Source organism: Candidatus Magnetaquiglobus sp., assembly GCF_058402785.1.
In genome coordinates, this window is the sequence record NZ_JBZVFG010000022.1 from 1 (window position 1) to 15,223 (window position 15,223).

Annotated in this window: 9 protein-coding genes; 6 read left to right on the forward strand and 3 right to left on the reverse strand. The window is 63.0% G+C overall.

What is annotated here, in order from left to right:
- Positions 1 to 78: 78 nt before the first annotated feature.
- The 3 genes from ACV4UY_RS09060 to ACV4UY_RS09070 form a co-directional block, all read right to left on the reverse strand.
- Positions 79 to 1,404: a diguanylate cyclase gene (locus ACV4UY_RS09060; RefSeq protein ID WP_491607278.1), complete on the reverse strand. Its 1,326-nt coding sequence runs from the start codon at positions 1,402 to 1,404 to the stop codon at positions 79 to 81.
- Between the two features lie 51 nt (positions 1,405 to 1,455).
- Positions 1,456 to 2,310, reverse strand: a complete 855-nt coding sequence (locus tag ACV4UY_RS09065; RefSeq protein WP_491607279.1) for a methyltransferase domain-containing protein — start codon at positions 2,308 to 2,310, stop codon at positions 1,456 to 1,458.
- A 206-nt stretch (positions 2,311 to 2,516) separates the two neighbouring features.
- Positions 2,517 to 4,517 carry an ABC-F family ATP-binding cassette domain-containing protein gene (locus tag ACV4UY_RS09070; protein WP_491607280.1) on the reverse strand — a complete coding sequence of 667 codons (2,001 nt, stop codon included), beginning with the start codon at positions 4,515 to 4,517 and terminating at the stop codon, positions 2,517 to 2,519.
- A 288-nt stretch (positions 4,518 to 4,805) separates the two neighbouring features.
- Here ACV4UY_RS09070 and ACV4UY_RS09075 point away from each other — a divergent pair, with 288 nt between their 5' ends.
- From ACV4UY_RS09075 to ACV4UY_RS09100, 6 genes are all read left to right on the forward strand, one after another.
- On the forward strand, positions 4,806 to 7,205 hold the full coding sequence (locus tag ACV4UY_RS09075) for an ATP-binding protein (protein WP_491607281.1): 2,400 nt from the start codon (positions 4,806 to 4,808) through the stop codon (positions 7,203 to 7,205).
- Positions 7,206 to 7,329: 124 nt separating this feature from the next.
- Complete coding sequence (locus ACV4UY_RS09080; RefSeq protein WP_491607282.1) at positions 7,330 to 9,075, forward strand: diguanylate cyclase domain-containing protein; 1,746 nt, start codon at positions 7,330 to 7,332, stop codon at positions 9,073 to 9,075.
- Positions 9,076 to 9,111: 36 nt separating this feature from the next.
- Entirely contained in the window at positions 9,112 to 10,392 is a 1,281-nt protein-coding gene (locus tag ACV4UY_RS09085; protein ID WP_491607283.1) for an O-acetylhomoserine aminocarboxypropyltransferase/cysteine synthase family protein, read from the forward strand.
- A gap of 285 nt (positions 10,393 to 10,677) precedes the next feature.
- Complete coding sequence (gene dsrA, locus ACV4UY_RS09090; protein WP_491607284.1) at positions 10,678 to 11,958, forward strand: dissimilatory-type sulfite reductase subunit alpha; 1,281 nt, start codon at positions 10,678 to 10,680, stop codon at positions 11,956 to 11,958.
- A gap of 117 nt (positions 11,959 to 12,075) precedes the next feature.
- On the forward strand, positions 12,076 to 13,149 hold the full coding sequence (gene dsrB / locus ACV4UY_RS09095) for a dissimilatory-type sulfite reductase subunit beta (RefSeq protein ID WP_491607285.1): 1,074 nt from the start codon (positions 12,076 to 12,078) through the stop codon (positions 13,147 to 13,149).
- 126 nt (positions 13,150 to 13,275) lie between these two features.
- Positions 13,276 to 15,162, forward strand: a complete 1,887-nt coding sequence (locus ACV4UY_RS09100) for an NAD(P)-binding protein (protein ID WP_491607286.1) — start codon at positions 13,276 to 13,278, stop codon at positions 15,160 to 15,162.
- Positions 15,163 to 15,223 lie beyond the last annotated feature (61 nt).

The following is a 15,223-nucleotide window of genomic DNA, read 5'->3' on the forward strand; positions in this document are numbered from 1 at the left end:
TGGAGTTGATGCAGAAGTCCCACGCCAGCCAGGGTTGATGCTGGCGCGAAGACCAAGTATCACGCATGTCTGCCATCGTCACGCCAGACTCTCCGGATTCACCTCCACCCGGTTGCGTCCCCCCTCCTTGGCGGCATACAACGCCCGGTCGGCCCGCTCGGTCAGATCGCGAATCGTATCGTCGTCGCGCCGTTGCGCCACGCCAAAACTACAGGTAATGTTCCCCACGGTGGGAATGAAGGTGGATTCGATCAGGCCGCGCAGCTTCTCGGCCAACAGCCGCTGACTCTCCAGATCGTTCTGCGGCGAAACGATCATGAACTCCTCGCCACCCCAGCGGGCCAACACATCCTCGGCGCGGATGTTGGCGGCCATCAACGCCGACACCTGTCGCAACACGTCATCCCCGGTCTGGTGACCGAACCGGTCGTTGATCCGCTTGAAATGGTCGATGTCGCACAGGATCACCGACAAGGGCAGTTCATGACGTTGCGAACGCCGCAACTCGGCGTTGAGCACCCCTTGCAGACGGGCGCGGTTGCAGGTTCCAGTCAGAGAATCGGTGAATGCCTGGATCTCGAGCTGCTGTTTCTCCTTCTCCAGATGGGTCACATCCGAAAAGGAGAAGATGTATCGATTCAGCTCCGGCAGGGCATTGAAGGTGATCGCGTAGGGGGTGACCCGACTCTGGGGTTGATCGGCGCGGCGCAGATGAACCACCCCATGCTCCTGCGAGACGTTCAGGAGCGTCGTCAACCAGTGATTCGCGTTGGGGCTGGCAGAAGGATCGACCAGGGGCTTGCCGGCCCGATCCAGCAACCGCTCCCCCAACCGCGCGCCGCTGACCAGAAACTGCTCCAATGACTGGAACCCCAACAGATTCAGAAAGGCGCGGTTGATGTATTCGAGCCGCTCGCGCTCCGTGACCAGGAGCAGATTGGGCTGGATATCCAGGATGAAACGGACGTAGCGGTTGGCCGATTCGGTCTCCCGGCGATGTCTCAGGGCCTTGGCGCAGTGTTGCAGCGCCTTGAGGAGGGTTTGGGGCGCGGTAGGCTTGAGCACATAGCGATCGATCCCCAGATCGATGGAGCGCATGAAAAACTCGGCGTCGCTGTGGGCGGTGGTGACGATGATCGGAATCTCGGGTTCCAGGTCACGAATCAGCCTGGTCATCTCCAGACCGTCGAGGGTGGGCAACAGAATATCGGTGATGATGATATCCGGTCGCTTGAGTTCGAACAGCCGCAACCCCTCCTCGCCATCGCGGGCGGTGACCAGGGCCCCGGCATGGGCCTGGATCACCCGATCGAGCAGACGGTGGATATCCGGATCATCCTCGACATAGAGAACGGTCAGCTTGGAGAGGAAATCGCCTTCCGGAATCGGGACTGTTTCGGACATTGGGGGTTGACTCGCGTTCAAGGGATGGTTGATACCGGAAGAAAATCCGGTTCATGGCTTCCATGCGTGGGCGAACAGGATCTCCAGGGTGACCGGCAGCCCGGTGGCGGACGGATCGGCGTGGCGCGGGTCACACCGCCGCGCCAGCTCGCGGAGGGTTCCCTTACCCATCAGCCCAGGTGGACGGTGCCGATGGGCGTTGGTCGCGCCGATGCGACGCAGCTCGAACAACAGATGCTCGACATCCTCGAAACGGGGTCGGATCATCTCGCGATCCACCACCGGACGGGCCAGACCGGCCAGACCCAACAAATCCCCGAGATCGGCCAGGGAGAAGAACTCCGGAATGCGCGGCCAGACTCGTCCATGCCGCGCCTGATCGATTTCGGCCAGCACCGCGCGACACTCGGAGAGGGTGGCCGGCCCCATGGTGGCCAGCAACAGCGGCGCGCCGGGCTTGAGCACGCGCCGGATCTCCCGCAGAGCGCGCATGGCATCCGCAGACCAGTGCAGGGTCATGTTGGCGATCACCAGATCGAAGGTGTGGGTCGCGAAGGGGAGTTTGACCGGATCCCCGACCAGGGCGCGGGGCGGATGTGGATCCTGGGGCGTGGGGGATGTGGACCAGGCATCCGGGCGCGGCGCGGCCAATCCCTGGACGATCACGCGGGCGTCCGGGAGCTGGGCGCGCAACAGTTGAGCGGCATGACCGGGCACGCGATCCAACTCGAGGATGGTTGGGAAATCCAGACGGATCTCGGTGACGCGCTCCACGAGACGCTGGTTGACGAACGCCAGGAAATCATCGTTTTCGACCGGCGCGGCGCGCCCCATGGCCCGACGCACGCGGCGTGGGTCCAGACGCGAGGCGGGATGGTGCTCCAGGGGGACGGTTTGGGAACTCATGGCTCGCCAAGATCACAGGGTGCCGATGGATTTTTCAGGAATGGTCATCATAACCTGGATTCCTCCATCTGCAAACATCAATCGCACGATGGACAAAACCCCGCCCTGACCGATCGTTCCCAGGCCGGCTCCCCGCGCGGGGAGCCCCCTCGCCGGCGCGGATCCCGGAGCGAGCGCGCATGAGCTGCGGGACGTTAGGATGGGGATCACCCCTCGCCGGCGCGGATCCGGGCCAGCTCGGACTCCGCTTCCGACTCCTGGGCCGCGATCTCCAGGGACAACGCCTCCCAGGTGGTCATCGCCGCAAGCAGCCGCCCCTCCAGTTGCCCGAGGCGCGCCACGTCGTTTTTCAGGCTTGCGCGCGCGGCGTCGGCATAGGCCTCGGGATCGGCCAGAACGGCCTGAATCCGCCCCTGCTCCGCCTCCAGGGTCTCGATCTCCTTTTCCAGCTTCTCCAGACGCTTCCTGGCCTGCTGGGTTTCGGCGCGCAACCGGTCGCGCACCTGGGCGGTCAGACGACGGATCTCGCGGGGATCGCGGGGATCGCGCCCCGCCTGAACGGCCAGCGCCGCGCCGCTCGCGCCACCCGCCGGCTCATCGCGGATCGCCTGCTCCAGATAGCCCTCCAGCGTCCCCTCCCAGACCGTCACCTTGCCGTTGGCGACCACCCAAAGGACATCGCAACTGGCCTCCATCAGATCCCGATCGTGGGTCACCAGGATCAGGGCCCCCGGATAGTCGATCAGCGCCTCCTCGAGCGCGGCGCGGGCCGCCATGTCGAGGTGGTTGGCCGGCTCGTCGAGCAACAACAAGTTGGCTCCGGACAGAAACAGATGGGCCAGGGCCAGCCGCACCCGCTCCCCGCCGGAGAGATCCGCCACCCTGGTTTTCACCGCATCCCCGGAAAAAAGCATCCCTCCCAACAGCGTCCGCAGGGCGGTATCCCCGAAATGGTCCGGGGCTGCGGTGGCGGCGGATTCGAGCACGGTCTGGGCCGGATTGAGGGTTTCGAGGGCGTGCTGGGCGAAACGGGCCACCTTGATGCGCTCGGAGAGGAGCACCTGTCCGGAGTCGGGGGTGAGGTCGCCGGCGATCAGTTTGAGCAGGGTGCTCTTGCCCGCGCCGTTGATCCCCACCAGACCGATCTTCTCACCCCGTTTGAGTTCCAGCCCCACATCGTCGAGGATGAGCTTGTCACCGTATCCCTTCTTGAGCCGGCGGGTCTTGAGCACATCCATGCCGCAGGCCGGCGGGGTGGGAAACCGGATGCGCGGCGGCCCGACGCCGGGGGCGGCCTTCGGGACCGGCTCCAGTTTGGCGAGCATCTTCACCCGGCTCTGCACCTGTTTGGCCTTGGTGGCCTTGGCACGAAACCGTCGGACGAAGCACTCCAACTCCTCGCGACGCCGGTTGATGCGCGCGGCGGACTTCTCCAGGGTTTGCAGGTTCATGGCCTTCTGCTCCAGCCAGGCGTCGAAGGGGCCGGAAAAACGGGTCAGGCGTCCGTTTTCCAACTCCACGGTGACGTTGGTGGCGCGATTGAGAAACGAACGGTCGTGGGAGACGATCACCAACGCCTGGGCGCCGGCGTTCTTTTTCAAATGGTTCTCCAGCCAAGCGGCGGACTCCAGATCCAGATGGTTGGTCGGCTCGTCCAACAGCAGCAGATCGGGCGCCCAGAAGAGCAACCGCGCCAGCTGCGCCCGCATCCGCCAGCCTCCGGAGAAGCTGCCCAGCGGACGGGAGGGATCCTCCGGCGCAAACCCCAGACCGGTAAGGATCGCGGCAGCGCGCGATTCGGCGGCATAAGCATTCAGGGTGGCCAGACGCAGATCGATCTCCCCGAGACGGGCCACCAGCGCATCGTGCTCCGCAGCGCGGGTCGGATCGAGCAGATGGTGTTGAATCACGTCGCGTTCGCCGCGCAATCCGGTCAACTCCGGGTCGCCGGCCAGGGTCATGGCCATCAGGGTCTGACTGTCGTCCTGAATCTCCTGGCGCAACAATCCGATCCGCACCCCGCCCCGCATCCGGATCGAGCCGGCATCGCACTCCATCTCGCCCAGGATCATGCGCAACAACGTGGTCTTGCCGGTGCCGTTCGGACCGATCAGACCCACCCGTTCCCCTGGGTTGATCAGCAACTCCGCCTGATCCAACAGTTGGCGTCCGCCAAGATTTTTATTGATTTTGTCAAGTGTCAACACGCTGATAACTTCCCGTGGTCCCCATCCGGTCACGGTTGGAACGCATCCCCCGTCCTTGCGAACAGGACGACGCGAGGGGTTGAAGCGCTCCCGCACCGGGTAAATTAGTTCTGTACATCAAGTGGTAATTGTGGGATGCTGGATTGTCGTAACTCAACAAAGCAGTTCAGCCTCTTGGCAACGTTCGACATTCCGGACCCGACATGCACCGGACGCGCCGTGCGATCCATTATTTGGCACGCGATCCCGTCCAGATGCAAGGGCGGGATGCCACGCAGGGAGGAATCGATGAAAATCGCCGGCTTTGTGCGGCAACGTTATCCCATGGCCCGCTCCGGGGCCGAACGGGTGGCGGCAGCCCGTGAAATCGCCAGACATGGCTTTCTGGTCATCTTCCGACACGAGGCGTTCGCGGGAATCCTGACGCTCGAGGATATTCAGGCCGGTCGCGGTCTCTCCGGCGGTCCCCTGGTGCGGGCGGGCGAGGAGTTGAATGTCGTCCTCGAACGCATGACCCAAAGCAACCGTCCGGTCCTGCCGGTCATGGAGGAAGAGCGGTTCGTGGGCGTGGTGACCCGCGCCGACCTCGAGGCGGCCCGCAGCCAGCTGGAACAACAATCCGACTCGGGCAAACGAAAAAAAAACAAGGACAAGGACAATCGGGAACCAACCGGTGGCACGGAACTGGAAACCCGTTACCAGGATCTCTCCGCGGAGGTCGAGACCCTGCGCGAACTGGTGCGCCACAACGAACGCACCTCCCAGTCACGTCTGGCCATCAACACCCTGCTGCAAACCGCCCTGGAACCCATCTCCCTGGAGGAACTCCTGCAACGGGCACTGGACATCATCCTCGATGTGCCGTGGCTGGCGGTACAGGCGCGCGGGGCGATCTTCCTGGCCGATCCATCCACCAAACGGCTCTCCCTGGTGGTCCAGAAAGGGCTCTCCGCCAGTCTGATCTCCCACTGCCAGGTGGTGGAACCGGGCTTCTGCCTGTGCGGACGGGCGGCCCAGGATGCGCGCATCTACTTCGCCGACTGCGTGGGGCCGGAACACGACGTCCGCTATCCGGGCATGATGCCCCATGGTCACTACTGCGTGCCGATCCTGTCGCGGGGGGAGTTGCTGGGGGTCTACAACCTCTATCTCACCGTGGGACACTCCCGCCTGGCCGAAGAGGAGACGTTTCTCACCGCCGTGGCCAACACCCTGGCCGGCCTCATCGAACGCAAGCGGGTCGAGGCCGATCTGCGCCAGGCCAAGGAGGAGGCGGAAAGCGCCAACCGTGCCAAGACCGCCTTTCTGGCCAACGTCAGCCACGAAATCCGCACCCCGCTCAACGCCATCGTCGGCTTCTCCCGCATCCTGCTCAAGCATCAAAGCCAGATCTCACCCCGTTTCATGCGCTATCTGGAGAACATCCGCGTCAGCGGAGACAACCTCACCGAAATCATCAGCAACGTCCTGGATCTGGCCAAGATCGAAGCCGGCAAGGTGGAACTCGACAAGGAGGACATCGACATCGCCCTCCTGGTGCAGAGCCTCTATCAGGTCGCCAAGGATCGCGCCGCCGAAAAGGGGGTGCTGCTCCACTATGCGCTGGACCCGGAACTGCCCCGTCATGTCCACTCGGACCGCACCCGCATCAACCAGATCCTCATGAACCTGGTGGGCAATGCCATCAAGTTCACCCCGCGCGGCAAGAGCGTGACGATTCGCGCGGTGCGCGACGGGGGATTCATGATGTTCGAGGTCGAGGATCAGGGGATCGGCATCCCACGCGAACGGCTCAACGCCATCTTCGAACCGTTCGAACAGGCGGATGGCTCGACCACCCGCCGTCACGGCGGCACCGGACTGGGCCTGGCCATCGTGCGCAGCCTCACCGGGATGCTGGAGGGGAGCGTCTACGTGGACAGCCACGAGGGGGTCGGTTCCACCTTCCGGGTGCGCCTCCCCTTGCAGGAGGCCGCACCCCCGGCCCAGGACGGCGACGGCCTCAACTGGCGCGAATACCGATTCGATCCCAAGGCGCGAATTCTCCTGATCGAGGACAATCCGATGAACCAGGAGATGCTTCTGGCCGTGCTCGACGAGGTGGGATTGACCGCCACGGTGGCCGAAAATGGACGGCACGGGGTGGAAAAAGCGCGGGAGTGGTTGCCGGATCTGATCCTGATGGACCTCCACATGCCGATCATGGATGGCCTGACCGCCACCCGGATGCTGAAAAACCACCCGGAAACCGCCAACATCCCGGTGATCGGCCTGTCGGCGGACGCTTTCGTGGAACGGGAGAAGGAGGCCCTGGAGGCAGGGGTTTCGGACTATCTGACCAAGCCGGTCGATCTGGCCCGGTTGATCCCGATGCTGGCGGCCTACCTGACCCGCAAGCCCGGCGACTCCACCCCCGCGCCGTTCGTGCCGGGACAGGAGCCTCTGCCCGAGGGGTTGACGGAACGGTTGCGCGCCGGACTGGTCGAAATCGCCACCCTGCCCCTGTTCGAATCCGCGCGGATCGTCGCCATGTGCGACACCTTGTCCGCGCTCTGCTCGCCTTACGAATGTCCGCACAAAACCGTGTTCGAACGCATTCGCGAGGCGATTTTCGCGCGCAACTCCAAACGGATCCCGGAGATCATCCGGGAAGCCGAAAGGTTGCTCGATCCGGACCGAACCGCTTGATCCAAGGACGATCGCTTGAATTTTCGACGAATCATCGCCATGATGCCCCCTGGGGCGCGATGGATCGTCGGAGGATCTTGACGCGCGAGCCACGGACGCATGGAGGGGACACGGGGCTGTCGGCATGTACATCCATCACAAATTGGGACTGGGCTTCGGCGGCACGGTCGGTCTGGTGCTGCTCTTGTCCATGCTGGCCTGGCAGAACATGCAGATCCTGGTCGGCATGGAGCGGGGTCAGGAACGGGTCCGGCAGATGCGCGAGGCGCTGCTCGAAGCTCGGCGACATGAAAAGAACTACCTGTTGCGTCAGGACGAAAAATGGGCGGACCTCACCCGCGACTGGATGACCCGCCTCGGGCAGATGGTCCGCGACGAAAGCTCGCAGAGTTCCGGCGCGGAACACGAATCGTGGCACGAGATCGGTGAACTCACCCAGACCTATCTGGATCGATTCGAGGCCCTCGGACAAATCCCCGTCCACTCCTGGGATGAGCGCGTCGAACAAACGGAACGACAACTCGTCCCCCTGGCCAGACAGCTCCACGAACGGTTCGATGCCCGACTGTCGGTACGCCTGGGCAAACAGGAAACCCATCTGGCCTACACCGAACGGCTGCACACGATCTTCGTGGTTCTGGCCATTCTGAGCGCGGGTCTGATGGTGTTCACGCTCACCCGCTCGATCCTGCGCTCCCTCAAGTCGGGGGTGCAGTTCTCCCGCCAGATCGCGGCGGGCAACCTGAACGCCACCATCGACCATATCCCCAAGGATGAGATCGGCATTCTCCTGCACGCCATGCAGCAAATGGGCCGCGAACTGAACCGTCTCGACGAGGCCAACCTGCGCTCCCAGGCGCGCCGTCTGGCGTTGAGTGCGCTGCTGGAAAGCTCCCTGGAACCCTTGTCGCTGCAAAAACAGCTCGAAGTGGCCCTGCACATCGTCCTGACCGTGCCGTTTCTGCGTCTGGAGCACCGGGGGGCGATCTTCCTGGCCGACGAACAGGATGGCACCTTGCGGATGATGGCCTCGGACGGACTCACCCCCCAGAACGAACAAGCCTGCCGCACGGTCCGGCCCGGTTGGTGTCTGTGTGGACGGGCCGCGGTCGAAAAGCGGCTGTTGCACGTCCAGAACGTGGATGGCCAGCACGAGAACCGCTTCGACGGCATGCCCGATCACGGTCACTACTGTCTGCCGATCGTCTCGCGCGGCAGGGTTCTGGCGGTGATGAACCTCTATCTGGACCCGGCTCACGTCAAGACCGCCGAGGAGGAGGCGTTCCTGGCCAACGTGGGCTTCACCCTGGCCGGCATCCTGGAGCGCAAGCGGCTGGAGGAGCGGATGCAGCATCTGGCCCATCACGATCTCCTGACCTCGCTTCCCAACCGGGTGCTGTTCGCCGAACATCTGACCCATGCCCTGGCCCAGGCCACCCGCGGCCAGGAGCCCCTGGCCCTGATGCTGATCGATCTGGACCACTTCAAGGAGGTCAACGACACCCTGGGCCATGCCGCCGGCGATCAGGTGCTGATCACCTCCACCCAGCGCATCCGCGTCTGTCTGCGCGCCTCGGATCTGGTGGCGCGCATGGGCGGGGACGAATTCGCGGTGATCCTGTCGGATCTGGCCGACCCCGCCGCCGCCGGTCGGGTGGCCGGAAAGATCGTGCAGTCCGTTTCGCAACCGATCGATGTGGCGGGAGAGAAGGTCACGGTGGGCGCGTCGATCGGCATTGCGCTCTTTCCCGCGCACGGAGCCGACGGGGATGCCCTGATGGCAAGCGCGGACATGGCGATGTACGCGGTGAAGGAACGCGGGCGCAACGGTTTCCGGTATTTCGAAAAAGCGGACCGGAAGAGCCGATGATCGGATATCAACTTGAACAAAAGGAGTTGTGAACCCATGAAACTGGAAACCCTGGCCATTCACGCCGGCTACCGTCCGGAACCGACCACCAAATCCGTGGCGGTGCCCATCTATCAAACCACCTCCTACGCCTTCGACGACACCCAGCACGCGGCGGATCTGTTCGACCTGAAGGTGGCGGGCAACATCTACACCCGCATCATGAACCCGACCACCGCCGTGCTCGAACAGCGCGTGGCGGAACTGGAAGGGGGCATCGGCGCGCTGGCGCTCTCCTCGGGCCAGGCGGCGATCACCTACGCCATCTTCACCATCTGCGAAACCGGGGACAACATCATCGCCTCGAGCACCCTCTACGGCGGAACCTACAATCTCTTTGCCCACACCCTGCCGCAACTGGGCATCGAGGTGCGCTTCGCCGACTACCGCGAACCAACCAGCTTCTCCGCGTTGATCGATGAACGCACCAAGGCGATCTTCGTGGAATCGATCGGCAATCCCCTCGGTAACGTGGTCGATTTGGCGGCCCTGGCCCAGGTGGGTCATGCCAGGGGGGTGCCGCTGATCGTGGACAACACCGTGCCGACGCCGGCCATCTGCCGTCCGTTCGATCACGGCGCGGACATCATCATCCACTCGCTCACCAAATACATGGGGGGACATGGCACGAGCATCGGCGGCATTCTGGTCGATTCCGGACGATTCCCGTGGGCCGAACACAAAACCCGTTTCCGCCGCCTGAACGAGCCGGACATCTCCTATCACGGGGTCACCTACACCGAGGCCCTCGGCGCCGCCGCCTTCATCGGACGGGCACGGGTGGTGCCGCTGCGCAACATGGGGGCGGCGATCTCGCCGTTCAACAGCTTTTTGATTCTGCAAGGGATCGAAACCCTGGCCCTGCGCATGGAGCGCCACTGCGCCAATGCCCTGGCCGTGGCCGAACACCTGCAGGGTCATGCCAAGGTGGCCTGGGTGAACTACGCCGGTTTGCAGGATCACCCGGATCGCGGCCTGGTGGACCGTTATTTCAATGGCAAGGCTTCCGGGATTCTGACCTTCGGCGTGCAGGGAGGCCGCAAGTGCGGTGAAAAATTCATCGACTCCCTGAAACTGATCACCCACCTGGTGAACATCGGCGACGCCAAATCCCTGGCCTGCCACCCGGCCAGCACCACCCACCGGCAACTGTCCCCCGAAGAGCTGAAAAAGGCCGGCGTCTCGGAGGACATGGTGCGTCTTTCCGTCGGTCTGGAACACATCGACGACATCCTGGCCGACATCTCCCAGGCCCTGGATGCCGCCACGTTGGTCTAAGTTTCGCCTTTTTCCTACTATCCCGAAATATAACCTTAAATTCCCACCCCTCCCCCCTCACGCGGACCCGGAGAAAATCCGGGTCCGCGCAAAAAAAGTTCCTTGCCTTGTCGTGATGTCAAAGAGAAAATCACAATATTGGAATTTCATGATTGTCTAATGCAGTGCAACATAAAATCCTGTCTGATTCTGTCGATGCCGAGGGGGCAGCAAGATCGCCAGTTGGAGAGATTCGGCTCGATAACCGTTCCATCACGGCGTTTTTCAACGAGGAGTGCGCGAAGAATGAGTGGCAACCAAACATCCCAGGCAATGGAACTGCATACGCCTCTGCTCAACGAGCTGGAGAGCGGTCCCTGGCCGAGCTTCTTCTCCGATCTCAAGGAGTATTCGAAAAAGAAACCGGTCGTGGCCCAGCTGCTCAATCAGCTTGAAGAGTCGTATGAGAATCGCTGGAACTACTGGCTTGGCAAAATCATCAATGCTCCGGGTTACGGCGGCGGCATCATCGCCCGCGTCTCCGAGTTGTCCGACAAGTATCCGGGTCTGGCCAATTTCCACACCGTGCGCGTCATCGAGCCGCCGGGTTGGGTCTACTCCACCGAGGCGCTGCGCAACCTGGCCGACACCTCCGAGCGCAATGGCGCGGGAATCCTGCAATTTCACGGCATGAGCGGCGACGTGCTGCTGCTGGGCTTCGACGACGCCGGTTCGTTGCAGTGCGTCGAAGATCTGATGAACGATGGTTGGGACATCGGCGGGTCGGGCGCGGCCATGCGCACCCTCCAGTGCTGCGTCGGCCAGGCCCGCTGCGAAATGGCCTGCTACGACACGATGAAAACCACCAAGCACATCACCGATACCTTCATCCACTACCTGCACCGCCCCGAATTCGTCTACAAGTTCAAGTTCAAACTCTCCGGCTGCGGCAACGACTGCGCCAACTCCATGCTCCGCTCCGACATGCCGATCATCGGCACCTGGCGCGGTCCGATGCAGGTGGATCAGGCCAAGGTCGCGGAGTTCATCGACGAGAAGGGCCTCGAATATCTCATCGACAACGTGATCACCCGTTGTCCGACCCGCTGCCTGGCGGTGCGCGGCAAGACCCTGGAAGTGGACAACGACAACTGCGTGCGTTGCATGCACTGCATCAACGTGATGCATCACGCCCTCAAGCCGGGTCTGGATCGCGGCGTCACCATCCTGGTGGGTGGTCACCGCACCCTGAAGATCGGCGACACCTTGAGTTCGGTACTGGTTCCCTTCATGAAGCTCGAGACCGACGAGGATCTCGAGGAACTGACCAGCTTCATCGAGCGGGTTTGGGAGTTCTGGAACGACAACGGCATGGATCACGAGCGCATCGGCGAATTCATCCACCGTGTCGGCATGGGCACCTTCTTGAAGGGTGTGGGTCTGGAGCCGGATCCGCGCATGATCCGTCAGCCGCGCACCACCCCCTACATCAAGTTCGAGGAGCTGGCCCCGACCCGTTTCGAGGGCGAGCAGACGAAGAATCCCCCGGTCTGGAACCGCGAGGCCGAAGCGGTCGAAACCGCGTGACCCGCTTCATGGACTCCCCGCGCGCCGGATCGCTTGAAGCTTGATCCGACGCGCGCCGGGAATCCCTTCGAATCCGAACGAACGTGAACTCCCTTTATCGAAAGGAAAGTTTTCAACATGAGCAACAAACCATTGGCTCCCCGCGACCAGGGCGCGCCCGATTACACCAAGATGCTCCATCCCCTCATGGCCAAGAACTATGGCGAATGGGAATCCCATGATCGTCTGCGTCCCGGCGTGCTGGTGCACACCGCCAAGAACGGGGACAAGCTCTATTCGGTCCGCGCCGGTTCGCCCCGCACCATGAGCGCCGACACGGTGCGCAAGGTGTGCGACATCGCCGACAAGTATTGCCAGGGCTTCCTGCGTTTCACCTCGCGTTCCAACGTCGAGTTCCTGTGCGGCGACAAGAACGACCTGGATGGCCTGGTCAACGCGGTCGAAAACAGCCTGGGCTGGCCGCTGGGCGGCACGGGTCCGTCGGTCTCCAACATCTCCCACACCCAGGGCTGGCTGCACTGCAACCTGCCGGGCAGCGACGCCGCCGGTTCGGTGAAGGCGCTGATGGACGAGTTGATCGACGAGTTCAAGAACGAAACCCTCCCCAACCGCGTCCACATCTCCTCGTCGTGCTGTCAGATCAACTGCGCCAGCCACGGCGACATCGCCATCATCGTGCAACACCATCACCCACCGCGCATCAACCACGCCAACATGCAGATCTGCGAGTTGCCGAAGGTGGTCGCGATCTGCCCGGCGGCGGCGATCCGTCCCGCCGTGGTCAACGGTTACGAAACCGTCGAGGTGGTTCACGAGAAGTGCATGTACTGCGGCGCCTGCCACGGTCAGTGCCCGAGCATGGAGATCCGCGACTCCGAAACCGACACGTTGTCGATCTGGGTGGGCGGCAAAGTCTCCAATGCCCGCACCCCGCCGGCCTTCATGAAACTGGCGGTGTGGGGTCTGCCGAACAATCCGCCCCGTTGGCCCGAGGTGGGCGAAGCGGTGCGTCGCATCCTGTCGGCCTACAAGGAGAGCGGCAAACCCTGGGAGCGGGTTGGCGAGTGGATCGAGCGCATCGGTTGGCAACGGTTCTTCGAAAAGACCGGCTTCCCGTTCACCCGTTACCACATCGACGACGGCCCGGAAGCCCTGTCCAACCTGAACCGTTCCGCCATGGTCCGCCTGTGACGGAAAAAAGAGGATGCTTACCGTGGCCCGCTTCCATGGGGGCCACGGGTGGGGGGCAGGTCTCATCGCCCCCCATCATGCACGTTTGCAAAGTTTTCTCTCTCACGCTTCGAGGGGACCTGACAGATGGGTTTATCCACCACGATTTTGAACGAGGAGTTTACCAGGGCTGACCTCGAGCCCACGTTGGACAAGGGGGTCGCGGAAGAGATCGTCGTCCGCAACGGCACCAGCTGGAAGTGCCCGACCTATGTGCAACGTCTGCCTCCCTGCCGGGATGCCTGCCCGAGCAGCGAGGACATTCGCGGTTATCTGACCACGATCGCCCAGGCGGAAAAATCGAAGATCTCGCTGGACGAGGCCACGGACCAAGCCTGGTATCGTCTCACCGACACCAACCCGATGCCGGCCACCCACGGTCGCATCTGCCCGCATCCGTGCGAAAAGGGTTGCAACCGCAAGGAGTTGACGGACGGCTCGGTGGCGATCAACAACATGGAGCGCTATGTGGGAGATCATGGTCTCCGTCGCAAGCTCAAGCTGACCATGTTGACCCAGGAGAGAAAGAACCAGTCCGTGGCCGTGGTCGGCTCCGGTCCGGCGGGTCTGTCGTGCGCCTATCAACTGGCCCGTCGCGGCTACGACGTGACCATCTACGAAGCGTTCGAGAAGGCGGGCGGCATGCTGCGTTACGGCATCCCGGACTATCGCCTGCCGCAAGAGGTGCTGGACGGGGAGATCCAGAACATTCTCGATCTGGGCGTGCAGTTGAAGTGCAACGTCCGCATCGGACGGGACATCTCCTTCCAGGAACTGAAAGAGAAGTTCGACGCCGTTTTCCTGGCCATCGGCGCCCACAAGGGAAGCGTGATGAACCTGGAGGGCGAGAATTCCGCCAACGTCTTCACCGCAGCCAGCTTCCTGAACCGGGTGAACACCGGCGCCAAGGTGGAGATCGGCTCGCAGGTGGTGGTGGTCGGTGGTGGCGACAGCGCCATGGACGCCGCGCGCGTGTCGTTGCGCTTGCAGGCCGAGATGGACGAGGCCGAAGCCGCGGGCAACGACGAAGCCTATGAAAAGGCCCGTCAGGCCCTGGACGACGTGGCCAAGGAACAGGAGACCTCCATCTCCACCGAAAAGACCGCGATGGATTCGGCGCGCATCGTGCGTCGCGTTTCCAAGTACTCCAAGGTGACCCTGCTCTATCGTCGCACCAAGGACGAAATGCCGGCCATCGCCAAGGATGTGGTCGAGGCGGAGCACGAGGGAATCGAGTTCAAGCTGCTCTCCACCCCGGTCGGCCTGGTGACCCAGGGCGGTCGCGTGGTGGCGATCCAGTGCGTGCGCATGGAACTGGGGGCCCCGGACGCCTCGGGTCGTCGCAGTCCGGTGCCGGTGGCCGGTTCCGAGTTCACGGTCCCCTGCGACACCCTGATCATGGGTATCGGTCAGGTGCCGGAACTGGAAGAGGGCATGACCGAATTCGCCAACAAGTGGGGCTGGATCTCCGCCAACAACACCCATCAGACCAAGGACTCGAAGGTGTTCGCCGGCGGTGACGTGCTGGGTCTGGGGATCTCCACCCGTTCGGTCGGGCATGGTCGCGTGGCGGCCCGTGCCATCGATGGGTTCTTGAAGGGTGGCGCGCCGTATCAACTGCCCTCCAAGGGCAAACCGATCAAGACCGATCAGATGCGTCTGGCCTACTACAAGCCGGCTCCGCGCAACGAAGAGGTGGCCCTGCCGGTCGAGGAGGCGATCAAGGGGTTCGTCGAGACCACCCAGACCATCACCACCGAGCAGGCGTTGGCCGAGGCGAAGCGGTGCATGAGCTGTGGTTTGTGTTTCGCGTGCGACCAGTGCCGCATCTTCTGCCCGCGTGAGGCGATCTCCAAGGATCACTCGCGTCCCAAGGGCAAGGTGATGCACACCGATTACACCCGTTGCAACGGCTGCCATGTGTGTCACATGGCCTGCCCGTGCGGCTACATCCAGATGGGCATGGGATTGTAATCCCGCGTCGTTTGGAATGGTTGGCCTCTGATCAAAAAAAAGGAGCGATCCGAGCACAACC

Excerpts from the sequence above, each read along its gene's own strand:
- ACV4UY_RS09060 (WP_491607278.1), bottom strand. The coding sequence starts at position 1,404 with ATGTCCGAAACAGTCCCGATTCCGGAAGGCGATTTCCTCTCCAAGCTG.
- ACV4UY_RS09065 (WP_491607279.1), bottom strand. The coding sequence starts at position 2,310 with ATGAGTTCCCAAACCGTCCCCCTGGAGCACCATCCCGCCTCGCGTCTG.
- ACV4UY_RS09075 (WP_491607281.1), top strand. The coding sequence starts at position 4,806 with ATGAAAATCGCCGGCTTTGTGCGGCAACGTTATCCCATGGCCCGCTCC.
- ACV4UY_RS09080 (WP_491607282.1), top strand. The coding sequence starts at position 7,330 with ATGTACATCCATCACAAATTGGGACTGGGCTTCGGCGGCACGGTCGGT.
- ACV4UY_RS09085 (WP_491607283.1), top strand. The coding sequence starts at position 9,112 with ATGAAACTGGAAACCCTGGCCATTCACGCCGGCTACCGTCCGGAACCG.
- dsrA (WP_491607284.1), top strand. The coding sequence starts at position 10,678 with ATGAGTGGCAACCAAACATCCCAGGCAATGGAACTGCATACGCCTCTG.
- dsrB (WP_491607285.1), top strand. The coding sequence starts at position 12,076 with ATGAGCAACAAACCATTGGCTCCCCGCGACCAGGGCGCGCCCGATTAC.
- ACV4UY_RS09100 (WP_491607286.1), top strand. The coding sequence starts at position 13,276 with ATGGGTTTATCCACCACGATTTTGAACGAGGAGTTTACCAGGGCTGAC.